The organism is uncultured Paraglaciecola sp. (assembly GCF_963977085.1).
Taxonomy (GTDB): domain Bacteria; phylum Pseudomonadota; class Gammaproteobacteria; order Enterobacterales; family Alteromonadaceae; genus Paraglaciecola.
In genome coordinates, this window is sequence record NZ_CAXBNC010000006.1 from 193,966 (window position 1) to 209,336 (window position 15,371).

Annotated in this window: 15 protein-coding genes; 2 read left to right on the forward strand and 13 right to left on the reverse strand. The window is 40.8% G+C overall.

Going from position 1 to position 15,371, the window contains the following annotated elements; all coding sequences use genetic code 11:
• Positions 1-148 precede the first annotated feature (148 nt).
• Entirely contained in the window at positions 149-1,747 is a 1,599-nt protein-coding gene (locus AAC000_RS09600; RefSeq protein WP_339722174.1) for an isocitrate lyase, read from the reverse strand.
• 260 nt (positions 1,748-2,007) lie between these two features.
• On the opposite strand from AAC000_RS09600, the gene AAC000_RS09605 reads away from it, so the two are divergent.
• Both AAC000_RS09605 and AAC000_RS09610 read left to right on the forward strand, forming a co-directional pair.
• Entirely contained in the window at positions 2,008-2,961 is a 954-nt protein-coding gene (locus AAC000_RS09605) for a chemotaxis protein CheV (protein WP_339722176.1), read from the forward strand.
• A 128-nt stretch (positions 2,962-3,089) separates the two neighbouring features.
• Positions 3,090-4,385, forward strand: a complete 1,296-nt coding sequence (locus AAC000_RS09610) for an alkaline phosphatase (RefSeq protein ID WP_339722178.1) — start codon at positions 3,090-3,092, stop codon at positions 4,383-4,385.
• A 36-nt stretch (positions 4,386-4,421) separates the two neighbouring features.
• Here AAC000_RS09610 and AAC000_RS09615 read toward each other — a convergent pair whose 3' ends face one another.
• The 12 genes from AAC000_RS09615 to AAC000_RS09670 form a co-directional block, all read right to left on the reverse strand.
• Complete coding sequence (locus tag AAC000_RS09615) at positions 4,422-5,558, reverse strand: lipocalin-like domain-containing protein (protein ID WP_339722180.1); 1,137 nt, start codon at positions 5,556-5,558, stop codon at positions 4,422-4,424.
• The gene (locus tag AAC000_RS09620; protein ID WP_339722182.1) at positions 5,543-8,050 is read right to left on the reverse strand and encodes an ABC transporter permease; all 2,508 of its coding nucleotides are present in this window, start codon (positions 8,048-8,050) and stop codon (positions 5,543-5,545) included. Before AAC000_RS09620 ends, AAC000_RS09615 begins: the two co-directional genes overlap by 16 nt.
• A gap of 2 nt (positions 8,051-8,052) precedes the next feature.
• Complete coding sequence (locus AAC000_RS09625) at positions 8,053-8,742, reverse strand: ABC transporter ATP-binding protein (RefSeq protein ID WP_339722184.1); 690 nt, start codon at positions 8,740-8,742, stop codon at positions 8,053-8,055.
• 66 nt (positions 8,743-8,808) lie between these two features.
• Positions 8,809-9,507: a VC0807 family protein gene (locus AAC000_RS09630; protein ID WP_339722186.1), complete on the reverse strand. Its 699-nt coding sequence runs from the start codon at positions 9,505-9,507 to the stop codon at positions 8,809-8,811.
• Between the two features lie 58 nt (positions 9,508-9,565).
• A complete protein-coding gene (locus AAC000_RS09635) occupies positions 9,566-10,135 on the reverse strand; it encodes a rhomboid family intramembrane serine protease (RefSeq protein WP_339722188.1) in 570 nt (189 codons plus the stop codon).
• Positions 10,136-10,206: 71 nt separating this feature from the next.
• Positions 10,207-11,370, reverse strand: coding sequence for a glutathionylspermidine synthase family protein (locus AAC000_RS09640; RefSeq protein WP_339722190.1), 1,164 nt, complete (start codon positions 11,368-11,370; stop codon positions 10,207-10,209).
• Positions 11,371-11,403: 33 nt separating this feature from the next.
• Entirely contained in the window at positions 11,404-12,018 is a 615-nt protein-coding gene (locus AAC000_RS09645; protein WP_339722192.1) for a DUF1190 family protein, read from the reverse strand.
• A gap of 9 nt (positions 12,019-12,027) precedes the next feature.
• Positions 12,028-12,444 (reverse strand): DUF350 domain-containing protein, encoded by a 417-nt coding sequence (locus AAC000_RS09650; RefSeq protein ID WP_339722194.1) that lies wholly within the window; start codon positions 12,442-12,444, stop codon positions 12,028-12,030.
• Positions 12,445-12,499: 55 nt separating this feature from the next.
• A complete protein-coding gene (locus tag AAC000_RS09655) occupies positions 12,500-13,147 on the reverse strand; it encodes a YjfK family protein (RefSeq protein ID WP_339722196.1) in 648 nt (215 codons plus the stop codon).
• A gap of 12 nt (positions 13,148-13,159) precedes the next feature.
• Positions 13,160-14,209, reverse strand: a complete 1,050-nt coding sequence (locus AAC000_RS09660; protein WP_339722322.1) for an ion channel — start codon at positions 14,207-14,209, stop codon at positions 13,160-13,162.
• Positions 14,210-14,242: 33 nt separating this feature from the next.
• A complete protein-coding gene (locus tag AAC000_RS09665; RefSeq protein ID WP_339722198.1) occupies positions 14,243-14,923 on the reverse strand; it encodes a PspA/IM30 family protein in 681 nt (226 codons plus the stop codon).
• 15 nt (positions 14,924-14,938) lie between these two features.
• Complete coding sequence (locus AAC000_RS09670) at positions 14,939-15,328, reverse strand: YjfI family protein (RefSeq protein ID WP_339722200.1); 390 nt, start codon at positions 15,326-15,328, stop codon at positions 14,939-14,941.
• Positions 15,329-15,371 lie beyond the last annotated feature (43 nt).

Below are 15,371 nucleotides of genomic sequence, written 5' to 3' on the forward strand. Positions count from 1 at the left end.
TTGTTATAAAACAATTGCTTAATCTTTATAGAGTGGAGGAGTTGAATTGAGTTTTGTTGGTTGGCTGTTATTGACATTAATATCTTGAATGATGTCGATAGCTTACAATGGATACTGCAAGCTATCGAGCTATCTACATTTAACGTTATTAGGCAGCGTCAAACTGATTCATAGTGTTGTCTTCGCCTGAAGCTTTAAGGGCTTGTTCGCCAGAGAAGTACTCTTTATGATCATCACCCATGTTAGACCCAGCCATAGCTTGGTGTTTAACACATGCCAGACCTTGTCTAATTTCTTTACGTTGTACACCTTTAACATAGGCCAACATACCCTCGTCACCAAAATAGCCTTTAGCCAGATTATCGGTAGACAAGGCCGCTGTATGGTAAGTCGGTAGGGTAATTAAGTGATGGAAAATTCCAGCCTCACGAGCAGCATCTGCTTGGAAGGTTCTGATTTTTTCGTCCGCTTCAAGGGCCAAATCAGAGTTGTCGTAGGTTACTGACATCAGTTCATCTCTTACGTATTCGCTGGTGTCTTTACCGGCTTCTAACCAAGTGTCAAATATTTGCTGACGGAAGTTTAAGGTCCAATTGAAAGACGGTGAGTTGTTATACACTAACTTAGCATTAGGGATTTCATTTCTTATTGCACGCACCATATCGCCGATTTGGCCAACATGAGGTTTTTCAGTTTCAATCCACAACAAATCTGCACCATTTTGCAATGAGGTAATACAGTCAAGTACAACGCGATCGAAACCAGTGTTTTCTTTAAATTTATATAAACCATTTGGTAAACGCACAGGTTTTACTAGCTTACCGTTTTGCTTCAGAACTGAATCGCCATCAGCTAGTTCTTCAATAGACGTCACATCGCTAGTGTCAAGATAAGCATTGTACTGAGAAGCTAAATCACCTGGCTTTTGTGATACTGGTATTTTTTGAGTCAGTCCAGCCCCAAGAGAGTCAGTGCGTGCCACTATCACTCCGTCATCTACACCTAGCTCTAAAAAGGCATAACGGACAGCGTTAATTTTGGCTAAAAAGTCTTCATGTGGCACAGTCACTTTACCATCTTGATGTCCACACTGTTTGGCATCAGAAACTTGGTTTTCTATTTGAATACAACAAGCGCCAGCTTCAATTAGTTTTTTAGCAAGTAGATAAGTGGCTTCTTCGTTGCCAAATCCTGCATCGATATCGGCAATAATAGGCACGACATGTGTTTCATAATTATCAATCGAAGCTTGGATCCCCGTGGTATCTTGCCCTTGCTGTTTGGCCTCATCTAATTGTCTGAATAGGTCACCCAGCTCGCGGGCATCGGCTTGACGTAAAAAGGTATAGAGTTCTTCAATTAGTGCTGCAACTGAGGTTTTTTCGTGCATAGATTGGTCGGGTAGGGGACCAAATTCTGAACGTAGTGCCGCAACCATCCATCCAGATAAATACAAGTAACTTTTATCAGTAGTGCCTTGATGTTTTTTTACTGCTAACATTTTTTGCTGACCAATAAATCCATGCCAACAACCTAGTGACTGAGTGTACTGACTTGAGTCTGCATCATATTCTTGCATGTCCTTACGCATGATAGCGGCAGTGTATTTTGCAATGTCTAACCCTGTTTTAAAGCGATTTTGGGCTTTCATGCGAGCAGCATAATCTGGGTCGATCGCGTTCCAAGTACCTGCTTTGGTTGATCTAAGTTCTGCAATCTGTTTAACATCGTTTTGATATTGTGACATTTGAATATTCCTATAACAGTAAGGTAAAAAATAAAACAACCGATAACCTGTAGCGGGTTGCTGTTGTTAATCATCCTATATAGGTATTCCCCATATTAATAATCTATATAAAGTATTTTCATCATCATTTTAATGAATGTTGATTTGAGGTAATAAATGAGTTTATTGGGTAATAGTTTTTTGAAGTGTCTACTATTGATATTGCATGTAGGTGTATTATTAGCTGTTGTTGTCTTAAATAAATCAACCAGAGAGCTTGTATGTCAGAGTTAATGTCTTCAATTGATCAACGCACTAAACTAGTTGGTGAAAACAGACTTGAATTGCTTATGTTCAAATTGGGGACCCGCCACATATTTGCTTTGAATGTATTTAAGATCAGAGAAGTCATCACTGTACCCGTTATGAATCAAATGCCTGGTTCTCACCACAATCTCAAAGGTGTGACTAACTACAGAGGTGCATCTATACCCGTCATTGATCTTCGGGCAGCGATAAAAATGCCCGCAAAGGAAGGTGAGTATGAAGCCGTCAATGTGATCATCACCGAGTATAATAGAAGTGTGCAAGGGTTTTTGATTGGGCAAGTGATACGTATTGTTAATACGTCATGGAGCGATATTCAGCCCCCCCCTTCTTCAGCAGGTAAAAATAATTATTTAACCGCGATAACACAAATAGAGGTTGATGGAAGCAATGAACTCGTTGAAATCATTGATGTAGAAAAAGTGTTGTCGGAGATTGTTGAGTATGACACTAGCATCTCCGAAGATGTGTTGGACCAAGAGGTCGCGGTTCACCTCAAAGGTAAAAAGGTATTGATAGTGGATGATTCATCCACGGCTCGTTGGCAAATTCGAGAAACCCTAACTCAGTTGGGCTTAGAAATAATCGAACAAAACGACGGTTTAAAAGCACTGAACCTTTTAAAGAGTTGGGCTGATGAAGGTAAAACAGTGACCGATGAGATTTTAATGATGTTCACCGATGCAGAAATGCCCGAAATGGATGGGTATCGCCTGACATCGGAAGTGAGACAAGATCCTCGTATGAGTAATTTATTTATCGCGCTGAATACGTCATTAAGTGGTAGCTTTAATGATGCTATGGTACAAAAAGTAGGGTGTAATCGATTTATTTCAAAGTTCCAGCCAGATTTGTTGGTAGACGTAGTGCAACAGAGGATGCGTGAAATATTAGACGCTGAAAGTTGATTATTATTTTAATAAAATTCAATACCTTCACTTTTTGTTCATATGTATAATCTAGACTCACTACCCCCTATATACTGAACCTATAAATTCACAGAATTTTAATTTACTTTTTCATCAATGGAGACCAGATGAAGCAATTTACGACTCTTTTATTAGCCGTGTTATCTCATTCTGTATTAGCGACTAATGCACCTAAGAATATTATTATGATGGTAGGCGACGGCATGGGCCCTGCTTATACCACTGCATACCGTATGTATGCAGACGACCCGAGCACACCTGAAGTCGAACAAACGGTATTTGATCGATTATTAGTCGGTATGGCCAGCACCCATCCAGATATTGTGTCTGGTTTTGTAACAGACTCAGCTGCAGGCGCCACCGCTTTATCAACAGGGGTGAAGTCCTATAACGGTGCCATAGGTGTCGATACGAATAAAAAGCCCGTTCAAACAGTATTGGAACTCGCCAAAATACAGGGGCGTAAAACGGGTGTGGCGGTGACTTCTCAGATTAATCACGCTACGCCAGCCAGTTTTGGGTCACATAATGAGAGCCGTCAAAATTATGATCAAATAGCCGACAGTTATTTTGATGATAAAACCAATGGCCAATTTGTTTTGGATGTAATGTTAGGTGGTGGCTGGAAATATTTTATTCGTGAAGACCGCAACTTAGTTGAACAGTTTAAGGAAGCTGGTTATCAATATGTCGATAAGTTATCCCAACTAAGCACAGTGTCTACTGGGACGCCTTTGTTAGGTTTGTTTGCTGATTCAGGCATGCCTTGGGCGCTTGACAGTAGTAATCAGAGGCGTCTGCCCACCTTAACAAAGGCCGCGATCCGTCAACTAGAAAATGACCAAGGATACTTCTTACTAATCGAAGCAAGCCAAGTAGATTGGGCAGGGCACAGTAATGATATTGGTTCTGCTATGGCTGAAATGCATGATCTTGCATTAACCTTAGAATGGTTAGAGCAATATATTAACGAGAATCCTGACACACTTATGGTGCTTACGGCAGATCACAGTACTGGTGGTTTAACTATTGGTGCTAAGGGAAATTACAGCTGGAAACCACAGTGGCTGAAAAACTTAAAGGCTTCACCAGCTGAGATTGGCAAACAATTAATTACAGTTAAGAATAAAGGAGCGCTGGCATCTAATTTGTTAGGGTTTGAATTGACTCAAGAAGAAATCGCCAGCCTAAATGTGATTGAGTCTGATGAGTTGAAACCCTATCACAAGGCAATTTCTAAAATTCTAGATGGCCGTTCAGATACAGGTTGGACTACTTCTGGTCACACTGGTGTCGATGTGCAAATATTTGCCAAGGGAATGGGAAGTGAGCGTTTTACCGGGCATTTGGACAACACCGAAATTGCGCAAACTGTGTTTGAATTATTACGAGACAAAAAATAGTCAATTTTTTAGCTGGCACAACTTGAGTTGTGTCAGCTAATACCCTGTTAATTCAATAAAACCAACCCCTGAATGTGAACCTGAAATCACAGTTCCTCCTTCGTAGTAAGAGAATATACTCGGATTCCATTGCTTAATTTGCATGGGGGCAATCTGAATGTCGATCTGATGTTTAGGTAACTGAATAGACCAATATAAAGGTAACAAACGTCCCGCCACTTGAGTGCGCTGAGTGACACTTCCTTGTATATCCTGCTCAGACAACGCTATATGTTTACCATTTTGGGTTATCAGAGTGCCTGACCAGAAATCACGTGATTGCTGCTGACGCATATTAAATAACATCAACTTAGCACCGTCGTCAAAGTGCATAGAAAACCAATCCCACCCTTGTGTATGCGAGTCAACTAATTGTGAAGTCCACTCATGGTCAAACCATGCATTGCCTGTTACCTGAACTGTTCCTTTCGGTAGTTCAAGTACTCCGGAAACCTGAATATGGGGCTGGCTGTAATAATATGACGCTTGTTTAGCGTCTCTTAGTTTACGACTAAAACCTTGGTCTCCATGTTTTACAAAGGGTTTGTCTGCTGTGAAGTCTAGGTTAGCCTTAATGTCAGAATCGATAGTTAATTCAAGGGCGGACGGAAACAATTTAGGTGATTGTGCTAGCCACCGCCAATCGTCAATAAATGCATTAAATGGAGCAGTGGATATTCCCGCATTACCGACACCACCACGGGCAAAACGTTCTTCAAACCAAGCTTGTTTGCCGTCTCGTAGTCCTGCATGGCCCATAAATTGTTGGGTATTGGCCCAAGGGGTTGTGTGGGTGTTACTCGCAAAGCGAAACAGTGTCCACTGCAATGCATAGGGATTGTTTTGTGTATCGGTTAAATTGGCTGTGATATACCACCATTCCACCGCAAAATTGGGGTGGCTATTATGATCAAAAGGAAAAGTCATCTCATACCCTGGGGTCACATTAGCGAAAGTGTCCTTTGATGCTGCTATTTGCTCATCTTTTGACAGAGATTGCGGCTCTGATGAATAACGACTTAATCCAGAAAATAACGCTTCTTTTTGTTGAGGAGCCTCATTAGGTGTGTCGCAGCCACTGCACCCAACCAGCGCTAGCAACAACAATACATAGTTACTTAAAAACTTAGACATTTGATGTCCTTAGCTAGTTTGCGCCGACTCAATGTATAAAGAGGAACAGCGACCACCATTACAATCAAAAGCATACTCATTGCTGCTGCCGAAAAAAGTTTATAGGGTGTAACCAGTAGGGGGTAACTCCAACTAAATGCTTGTACGTTTATTAAGTTGATCAACAACCATGTTAAACCCATGCCAAAAGGCAAGGCGACTAAACACGCTAATAAACTTAGAAGTGTGTATTGAATCAGTGTTAAACCAGTCATTTGATAATTACTCACCCCCATACTTCTTAACAATGCTCTTTGTGGGCGATTATCTAGGTCAATCATCAGCACTGATGTGGCTAAAGACAATGCTGCGACTAATAAAGTGACTATGTTTAAGCCGTCTGTAATCACAAAGGTGCGTTCAAATGTTTGCATCGATAAGGCCAATAACTCCTGAGAGTCTACTGATCTCACTTGATTAAAAAGTGTGGAGGTGCCGAGTTGTTTCTCAAATTCACTGTGCTGATACTCAGATGCAAAGTGCAGCGCAAACATTGTGGTCTTGGTTTTATGGTTAGAGAAATAATCCATAGGCAACAGAGCTTGCGCACTTTGATTGCCGTAATCGTAATAGATACCTACTATTTGCTTAGATTCAGGCTGATCTAACTCAACATAGAAACGCAACTTGTCTCCAAGAGTGAGGCCATTTCGCAGCGCTAATTGCTGGTTAACTAACACCCCCTTTCCTGCAGTGAATAATTGCCAAACATTGGTATTCTGAGTGGCAAATAACATCGCGTCTTGATAGAGAGGGCTGTTGGGATAAGATCTCAGTGCTAAGCGGGTAAGGTTGTCGGGAAGAAGCTGTGCCTCAGTTAACAAAACTGCATCCAGTCCTTTGCGTTCTATCACCTCGACCTCTATGTTTTGATTGGCTAACCATTGAGTAAATACCTCAGGTGATTGTGTTGAAACATAGTGGTCGGCGACTAAGCGCTGGGTTAACCACTGCTGAGTGGCTTGTCGAAAACTATCCACCATCAAATTCATACCTATATTACTGGTCAGTGCAATAAAAAAAGCGCAGCAGGCAATTTTAGTTTTTTGGGATAAACGTACCCCATCTGCTGCCAACCAACGAGACAACACCCAGCGTTCTGGCAAACCATGAAATACTATATTTAAGGTCTGTGGAAGGGCGTAAATAAGCAAACTGCACCCAGAGAATAAACTCAAAGCTATGGCACTAAAGCTCATTAACATGCTGCTAGAGTAATAACCTAAACCCACAGCCAAACAACCCAATATGATACTGGCAAACAACCATGGCGAATGGCTTGTGTGCACACTGACACTTAAGTTGCGTAACGCCAATTTAGTATTCAACTGTCTCAGGGGCAAAATGGCAGCGGCAAACGCACCTAAAATACAAGCTGTAAAACACTGAGTGATTAATGTCACATAAGAGAGTTGAGTATAACCAATTCGCACGTCAAACAGGTTTTGCAATGTGAGTGAAACCAGTGGCGAGGCTAGCTGGGCTAAAAATATCCCAACTATTGCCCCCAGTGGGGCGCAAAGTAAGCTAATTAGTACTAATTCAGCACCTTGAGCCCAATATATTTGTTGTCTTGATACCCCTAACTGTCGAGCGATCCTTAAATTCTGCCAACGTTTCATTATCAATAGATGTAAGGCATTCATCACCACAAACATACACACCACAAACACCAAACATGCCATAGCTAACAAGTTAAGGTGAAAACTGCCTGTGAGTTGCTGTGCTTGTTCGCCAGTATTGATATTTTCCAGACGAAGATGCTTTGGTAACGCGGCACTAAGGGCGCTAAGATTTTTGTCCTTTAGATTACCTACCACTAAAAGTTCGCTTATCTTTTGAGTGCCTAATAGGTGTTGTAATTGCCCTATGTCCATGACAATTTCCCGGCCCAAACCATCCATATCCGTCAGCGCGAGTTGAGGGATTAAGCGATTGTTTTCAAGGGATAACAACTGCCCATTGTTGAGCTTGAGTTCGGCAGCAAAATCTTTATGAATCACACTAACAAAAGGAGGTTGCCACAGTTGCCCCAGCTGTTTCGACGCAACTGTGGCACTATTTTGCGGGTTGTCTAAGGAATCTCTGACTGAAAAATTAATAATTGCAAAGGTATCGATACCCAACAAAGTGACGCGAGTGCGGTTACCAGTTAGCGGATGCACTATATTTTGGGCGCTACGTAACACTGGGATAAGTTGGGTAAAGCCTAAACGGCGAAGTGTGGCAAAATCTTGCTTGCTTAATACCTGACCCGCGCGAGCTGTGATACGTCTTTCAACTTGTTGTAAAAATGGCTGGCTAGAGGATGCATAACTATTTTTGGCGGCGTTATTGATCACCAACACTGCACTGAGACCAGCACAAGCTGTGATTAATGCAATGAATACTAGTGCTAAACGCAACTTATTGGTTTGGTAACTTGCCCAAATCAGCTTTAGAAGTGATGCCATGGTTAGGCTGACGTTAAGGTTGTTGTCTGAGTTAGGAGGGGATGCAGACGTCCTTGTTGTAACAATAATTGAGTATCTGCAAATGCAGCGACTTTTGGACTATGAGTCACAACCACTAAGGTAAGGCCTAACTTTTTGCACAAGCCAAACAATAACTCGCTCACCACTTGGCTATTGGTATCGTCTAAGTTTCCAGTTGGCTCATCAGCTAAAACCAAGCTGGGCTGATGAGATAAGGCACGAGCTATAGCGACTCTTTGTTGTTCGCCACCGGATAAGTTTACCGGTAGTTTGTTTTTGTGGACGTCTAATCCCAACTGCTGCAATAAATCAGTGTGGTAAGTATTGATGGGTAAACCATTTAGTCTTGCAGGAAAGGTAATGTTGTCCCACACCGATAAACAGTCGATTAGATTAAACTGCTGGAATACTATGCCTAAGTGTTTTTTCCTAAACTGATCAGCTTGTCGCTCAGTCATGTTATTGAGTGTCAAACCTGCTACTTTAACCACACCTTTATCGGCATTATCTAAAGCAGCAATAATATTCAGTAAGCTTGACTTACCTGAGCCTGAATCCCCCCTGATAGCAACAGAGTGCGTAGCCTTAAGATGAAAATCCAGTTTGTCTAAGATAATCTTATGTGAATGACCATCGGTAATCTGTTTGACTAAACCTTTAACTTTGATCATAACTGCCTTATTCTTTGGCTACGTTGAATAGTATCAATACGTTAAAACTGTCAATTAGTTCAAGGCTTAGACGTCTGCCAAAAAGTGTTCTAAATCCTCGCCAGTCAATTTTTTAATTTGTGAAAAGATGTACCACAGTGCTGCAATTAACATCAGCATACTGGGTATCACAATCACAGGGTAGCTTAAGGCCGTCATTCTGCCTAATTCTTCAGTGTATTCAGTGGTACCAGGAGGACTCACTAAAATGACTTTAGCTAATATGTAATTGAGTGCTGCAGACAAGAAAAATGATCCCGCCACAATATAAGAACTAATCGCCATCTTTTTTTCAAATACGCCACTATTTCCTGTATTTTCTAATGACTGATTGAGGTTTTCCCAATTAATAATTTGTTCACTTAACACAAATACTTTCAACAAGGGTTTACTGGTTCTTTGAGTGAACAGCACCGCAAAACCGATAATAGCCGGTATAGTGGCTTCTTTTATCGCAATGTATTCAGCTGGCAGCTCTAACAAGCTGATGCCGCCAGTTAAGAAAACACTGACAATACCCAACACTGAAAATGGATTGATTTTGGAGGTTTGTTTGAGATCCCAAATGCCAAAACCAATAGGGAAAATAAGCGCCGCAACAATACTCCATGCAGGTCCTAAATATTCATCACCGCTGAGGTTCGTTAAGATCACAACTGGAATAATAATATTGAATGCTAGATTACCTAGTAGGCCTGATTGTTTTTGTGGTTTTGGATCTGACATTAATTACCTGTTATTTTTTTGCACTATTTCTTGAGAGCATTATATTCGTATTCATCTTCTAGGGCGAAGGTTTTGCCCATAATTTTGCACCCGCTAGGCCAGCAATAAAACCAAATAAGTGGGATTCCCAAGAAACAAAGGGGGCTGAGGGTAAAACACCTAAAATTAAACCCCCATAAAAAAACGCGACTAAGATAGAAATAATCATCAATTTAAATTTCCCGCTTAAAAACCCCGCCAAAACTAAATAACCAAAATAGCCATAAATGACACCGCTTGCGCCAATATGCGTTGCGGGTCGGCCAAATAGCCACACCAACAAGCCTGTAATTAAGACTATCCAAAAGGTTAGTTGCATGAAGCGTTTCAAGCCATATTGCAGTAGAAGAAAGCTGAAAATACATAAAGGTATAATATTCGAGAAATAGTGCTGCAAACTACCATGTAAAAATGGCCCTAAAATTATGCCTCTCAGTCCTGGGACATAACGTGGAATATTACCGAGATGATTAAGTATTCTTCCTGTTAGCAAGTTAATTAACTCAATCGCAGTTATTAGCACAAATATCACTAATACTAAGCGAATTTGTTGTTTGGTATTCGAAGTTCTACCTATTGATTGGGACATTAAAATAAACTGTGATTAAATAAGATAACAATAGTGTGACTGAAATATTTCCTAAAAGTCATGTCAAATTGTCACAAAATAATATGTGGTAAATAACGTGACATATCTTGGGTGATCGGTGATGAGTCTTCCCTTAAGGAAATGCCCGCAGCTTGATCATTTACCAGCCAAGAACCGATTAGAGTATGATTATTCCCAAATTGTGGCAAAGGGTAGTAGGCCTGATAAATAAACCCCTCTTCACCATAGGGGCCATCAGCATGTAACACGGTTTTACCATTTTCAATGACACTAATGTTGGCGCCTTCTCGAGAGAAAAGCGGTTTCTTAACTAACTTAGACTCTGTTGCCTTGGCTAATTCATCCTCGAAATACGCGGGTAACAAATTCGGATGATTGGGAAAAAGTTTCCACAACATTGGCATTAACGCTTTGTTGGATAAAATTGATTTCCAAATAGGTTCGAGCCAATTTACTTGTGCATTTTTGATAGACTGACCAAATTCTTCTCGTTGCATAAACTCCCAAGGATAAAGTTTAAATAAGGTCTGGATTTTTGTATCGTGTAAATCACTAAAACTACCGCAGTCGGCGAGGCCAATGTCTTCAATAAATACAAAGTCATTGTCTAAACCAGATTCTTTAGCGCAATCTTGTAAATACTGCACTGTGCCACGATCTTCATCGGTATCTTGGCAACAAGCAAAATGCATCTGGCTGATATCGTAGTGTTTGGCAATAGCGGCTAATCTGTGCACTAACTTTTCTTGTAGTGAATTAAATTGATCCGCTTGTTTGGCAATTTTACCTGCATTAACTTGTTCTTCTAACCACAACCATTGCCAAAATCCTGATTCATACAAAGAAGTGGGGGTATCAGCATTGTTTTCATATAACTTAGCAGGACCTTTACCGTGATAAGCAAAATCTAAGCGGGAATATAGGCTAGGATCTTGATTTTGCCAGGAGTCCGCTATTTGTTGCCAAAAAAGTTCTGGAATTTGAAATTTTTCTAGTAGTTCTTGAGAATTAGCCACTTTATCCACCACTTCCAAACACATCTGGTGAATGTCTTCAGTGGGCGCTTCTAGATCTTTTTCAATTTGTTCCAGTGAGAACTGATAATAAGCGGATTCATCCCAATAGGCTTCGCCATGCATGGTATGAAATTTAAAGCCGAACTCTTCGGCTTTTCTTTTCCAATTGGCACGTTCAGGGATGGAAATTCTTAACATGAATACTGCGCAATAAAGCCTATAAAACTGGGGTTAACCACCCCAGCCACCTTTCTTAGAGCTGCTACCCCAACTAGACTTCGCTCTGACACTACTGCCAAAACCGCCGCGGCTCATAGTTTTTGTCACTGTTGGTTTAGGTTTCAAGGCCTTTTCACTGACGCGCATATTACGGCTACGTTGATCACCAAAATCATAGCCATCGGCACCTATCCATCTATTTCGATAAGGCGAGTACCGAGAATACGAAGTGAACATTGGCTGTGAATAATAGCCTCTTGGCGACATGATATTACTTAACATATAACCTGCCATAAACGGCATGAAGAATGATCCTGAATCATTCTGCACAACCCTGCATTGATTGTTACCAAATTCAGATTCACAATCACTTTGGGTGTTGTATTTAGGCCCAGTTCGTTCGGCTTCTCGAACCGCTTCTTCATAGGCTGTTTTACATTTTTCAGCAAACTCTGGGTTGGCGTTAGTGCATTCGTCAACACTAGTAAATACTGTGGCTTCTTGTTCGTCACCACAAGCCGAAAGAAATATTGCTGCAACGCCTAATGCTAATGGTTTAACACTAAAGCTTTTACGCATACTGCTCAGATTGATCGACTTTGAACGCTTAGTTTTATTGGATTGCATTGGGCTCTCCTAGTAACTCATACAAGCAGCGTTAAGCAGCCCAACTGAAATAGAAACCGCCGCTAAAATTGTCCCTGCTGATACTTCATTTTGGTCAATTCTGTCAGCAATTTTTGGCATAAAGGTAAAACGTAGTAACGCAAAGGCTAACGATTGCGCAATAATTGCTACTACGCCCCAAACTACAAAATCAACAAGAAACTCTGAGTTGGCTACTGCTCCTGCTAAGGCGATGCTAAAACCTATCATGGCGCCACCAAAACCTATAGCGGCAGCTTGGTTTTTATGAACTTTAACCAATGCCCATTCATCATGAGGTGTTACAAAGGCGTAGACCACTTTAAACACAAATAACAACAAGATTGACACTGCAAAATACAGTGCAAAGTTTCCTAAGCCTGATATTGAATTTAATACTGCGTCCATTATTTTTCCTTTTTACTAGGTTGTATTTAATTGAGTAAATAATATGAGTTAAGCGTTAGCCATTAATCGTAATATCTGCTTGACCAATATTAAAGCCTGTACTGATGACTAAGCAACGGTCAAAATTGTTATTCACTAGTTTTTCTTCAGCTGTTACTAATAAGGTTTCAGTTTCGTCGCCGTCAAGTTGACGCTCGTACAACATCACAAATTGATCTGTCTCGCTGGTATCGCCATCTTGTTCATAGGTCTTTTCAGTCATAGCTACAGGGGGGGACTCATCACCCACTGCATCCCAAACCCTTTGATATTCAGCATCTTCAAGTTGATATGTGGGTTTGGATACACCAGACGCAATAGTGTGTTTCCACTGCGCTTCTGTGCCTATGGTTTTAGTCTCGTAAAAATACCATAGCTTTACATCTGTGATGTGGTTTTCTGTATCGCCACCATCTAGTATCACTTGTAAAAAGGCGTCATCATCGGTGTAAAAGCGTAATATTTTGCCACCGCTATCTAAATTTACTTCACCGACTGCCTGAATAAGATGTTGGCTAGCGGCTTCTTCAATCATTAACTCTGGCTCAATCAAACGTAGTTTTAGAGGATCAAGTTCAAACGATCCACCTAAATACAAGCCCATAATTTCGGGGGCTTTAGGTTTTGTTTCGGTTTCTTTTTTACCAAATAATTTGCTAAACATTTGCGAGCCTATTTATTTTTCTACAAAGTCATCCCACTGAAATTTGATGATTCTCTCGTCGGCGATGTAAAAAATTTTATCACCAGGGGAAAGCATCAAATTTAAATCAGGATTAACTTGAATATTTAATTTGTCGTCTGCTTTGACCATACCGATCAAAGTAGCGCGATACTTGCGTTTAAGAGTTTCAAAAATATTTTCAATTTTTAATGGTGGGATATGAGCAGGAATACTGACTGAATATTGTGCCTGTCCATGATTAATATCTAAAAGGTCATGATGTAGCAAGCTTGAGCCAGGATCAAAGGCCGACTTAGCTAACATTTCCACAGCCACACTAGGGGTACATTCCACATTAGGGCAATGTTTCTGTAACAACGCCACTAAGCTTTCATCGTTAAAATAGGCCACCATTTGTGCAGTTGGGTTACGCTGACTGCAATATAATGCCGTGGTCATAGTCAGATCATCTTCTGGATTATCCATTAGTACTACGCGGGCTTTGGCAACGCAGGCTTTGTCCATATCTGCGTCATTACTGAAAGTGGTGACTTTGACAAACTCAATTTGACCGGGTAATGGGTTGCTGATATCAGCTCTGACACAAAGTACAATGACAGGGTCGTCTTCGATTGAAGAGCGTTCACGGATTAATAATTCTAATAAACGTATGGTGCGATGACCATTCCAACCCAGCACAAGAATATGATCTTCAACATTTAAACTTTTCAAACCCCTTGCTCCTTTTTGCCATTGATTCGATACCCAAGCCGCAATGCGCCCTAAAACAAGGGCAAAGATACTCAGACCTAATGGGATAATATAAAAAGATACTAAGTATTTGCCAGCAGTAGTACTGGGTGATAAGTCACCGTAGCCCACAGTCGAGCCGGTAACGACCAGCCAATAAATAAAATCCACCGAATGTGTGAGGGATTCTTCACTGGCTAAATTCAATAAGAGCCAACTTGTCAATCCATAAAAAAGAAGCGCCAGTACAATACTGTACCAGCGCATCTCGGCAAACACTCGACTCAACATCTTGCGTATTTTTATAAACATCATTTGCCTTATTTTACTTCACAAGCCAACGAATTATTTGCCTAGTATTCGGCTGAGTTCGTCATCTGCTGATGAGCTACCACCTGCAATTCCTGCCTCTGCTAATCGTTTGCTTAAGTCATCACTAGACTCTTCAGTTGCAAGTTCCTCTGCGGCTTGTAATTCAGCATTACGTAAGTTTTGCTTATCTTGAATGCGTGATAAAGATTCAGTAGCGGTTTTCATTTTACTGTTTGCACCTAAGTGACGCGAAGACACAGCAACTTGGGCTTTTTGTACTGACTCAGTGGCCTTTACCATATCAACCTGTTGCTCTAAACGTTTTAGGTTTGATTTAGCCTGTTTGATATTAGTCGCTAATTGCTTTTCTGACTGTTTAAATTGGTCAAGGTACTTTTGCTCGCCATCTTGTTCTGCACGTAAATCACCGACTTTTTGTGCACAATCTAAGGCTAATTGACGATCTGTATCCACTGCCTTGCGCGCATGGGCTTCATATTGCTCAATAGAAGCTTGCAAACTATCTACTTTTTGTTGAGCTAGTTTACATTTAGCTAAAATTTGCGTTCTAGCATGATCTGACTTACGTAACTCGTCTTTGGCTTCGCGAATTTCTTGTTCAAGAATACGAATGGCCTGACTATCGGCAACAGATTGTGCTGCTTCAGTTGCTCCGCCTTTTACAGCAGTGATTAATTTTCTCCAAACTGACATATTGTCTCTCCTCGGTTACTGCAAATGATCTTGATAAGCATCTAAAAATGCTTCGACATTTTCAAACAGGGTCGTTAGCTCAATCGTAACGCTCTCAGCTTTTGATTGTGAACTTAATGAGCCAAACGCTGTGTAATACTCTTCACCAGCGACTTGCGAAATTCCAACTGTTGTGAGCGGGAATAACATGTGGGTTTTTAAAATTTCTTCGTTCAAAAGCGCGCAGTCTTTCACTTCATTTTTGGCAAATAATAGTGTTTCTACCAAAATCTGTTCACCACTAATGGCTAACCAAGCATCAATTCCGTCGCTATTTGCAACTAATAAACAATTTTCTTCTTTAGTGACAACCAAATCTTGGTTGTCTGATAAAAGGGTCTCAAGTTGGTTAAGATCCCAAGTCATGGCTACTCTCCTGTAAGGCTAATGACTAATGTGTAATTCAAAG

Excerpts from the sequence above, each read along its gene's own strand:
- AAC000_RS09600 (WP_339722174.1), bottom strand. The coding sequence starts at position 1,747 with ATGTCACAATATCAAAACGATGTTAAACAGATTGCAGAACTTAGATCA.
- AAC000_RS09605 (WP_339722176.1), top strand. The coding sequence starts at position 2,008 with ATGTCAGAGTTAATGTCTTCAATTGATCAACGCACTAAACTAGTTGGT.
- AAC000_RS09610 (WP_339722178.1), top strand. The coding sequence starts at position 3,090 with ATGAAGCAATTTACGACTCTTTTATTAGCCGTGTTATCTCATTCTGTA.
- AAC000_RS09615 (WP_339722180.1), bottom strand. The coding sequence starts at position 5,558 with ATGTCTAAGTTTTTAAGTAACTATGTATTGTTGTTGCTAGCGCTGGTT.
- AAC000_RS09620 (WP_339722182.1), bottom strand. The coding sequence starts at position 8,050 with ATGGCATCACTTCTAAAGCTGATTTGGGCAAGTTACCAAACCAATAAG.
- AAC000_RS09625 (WP_339722184.1), bottom strand. The coding sequence starts at position 8,742 with ATGATCAAAGTTAAAGGTTTAGTCAAACAGATTACCGATGGTCATTCA.
- AAC000_RS09630 (WP_339722186.1), bottom strand. The coding sequence starts at position 9,507 with ATGTCAGATCCAAAACCACAAAAACAATCAGGCCTACTAGGTAATCTA.
- AAC000_RS09635 (WP_339722188.1), bottom strand. The coding sequence starts at position 10,135 with ATGTCCCAATCAATAGGTAGAACTTCGAATACCAAACAACAAATTCGC.
- AAC000_RS09640 (WP_339722190.1), bottom strand. The coding sequence starts at position 11,370 with ATGTTAAGAATTTCCATCCCTGAACGTGCCAATTGGAAAAGAAAAGCC.
- AAC000_RS09645 (WP_339722192.1), bottom strand. The coding sequence starts at position 12,018 with ATGCAATCCAATAAAACTAAGCGTTCAAAGTCGATCAATCTGAGCAGT.
- AAC000_RS09650 (WP_339722194.1), bottom strand. The coding sequence starts at position 12,444 with ATGGACGCAGTATTAAATTCAATATCAGGCTTAGGAAACTTTGCACTG.
- AAC000_RS09655 (WP_339722196.1), bottom strand. The coding sequence starts at position 13,147 with ATGTTTAGCAAATTATTTGGTAAAAAAGAAACCGAAACAAAACCTAAA.
- AAC000_RS09660 (WP_339722322.1), bottom strand. The coding sequence starts at position 14,209 with ATGTTTATAAAAATACGCAAGATGTTGAGTCGAGTGTTTGCCGAGATG.
- AAC000_RS09665 (WP_339722198.1), bottom strand. The coding sequence starts at position 14,923 with ATGTCAGTTTGGAGAAAATTAATCACTGCTGTAAAAGGCGGAGCAACT.
- AAC000_RS09670 (WP_339722200.1), bottom strand. The coding sequence starts at position 15,328 with ATGACTTGGGATCTTAACCAACTTGAGACCCTTTTATCAGACAACCAA.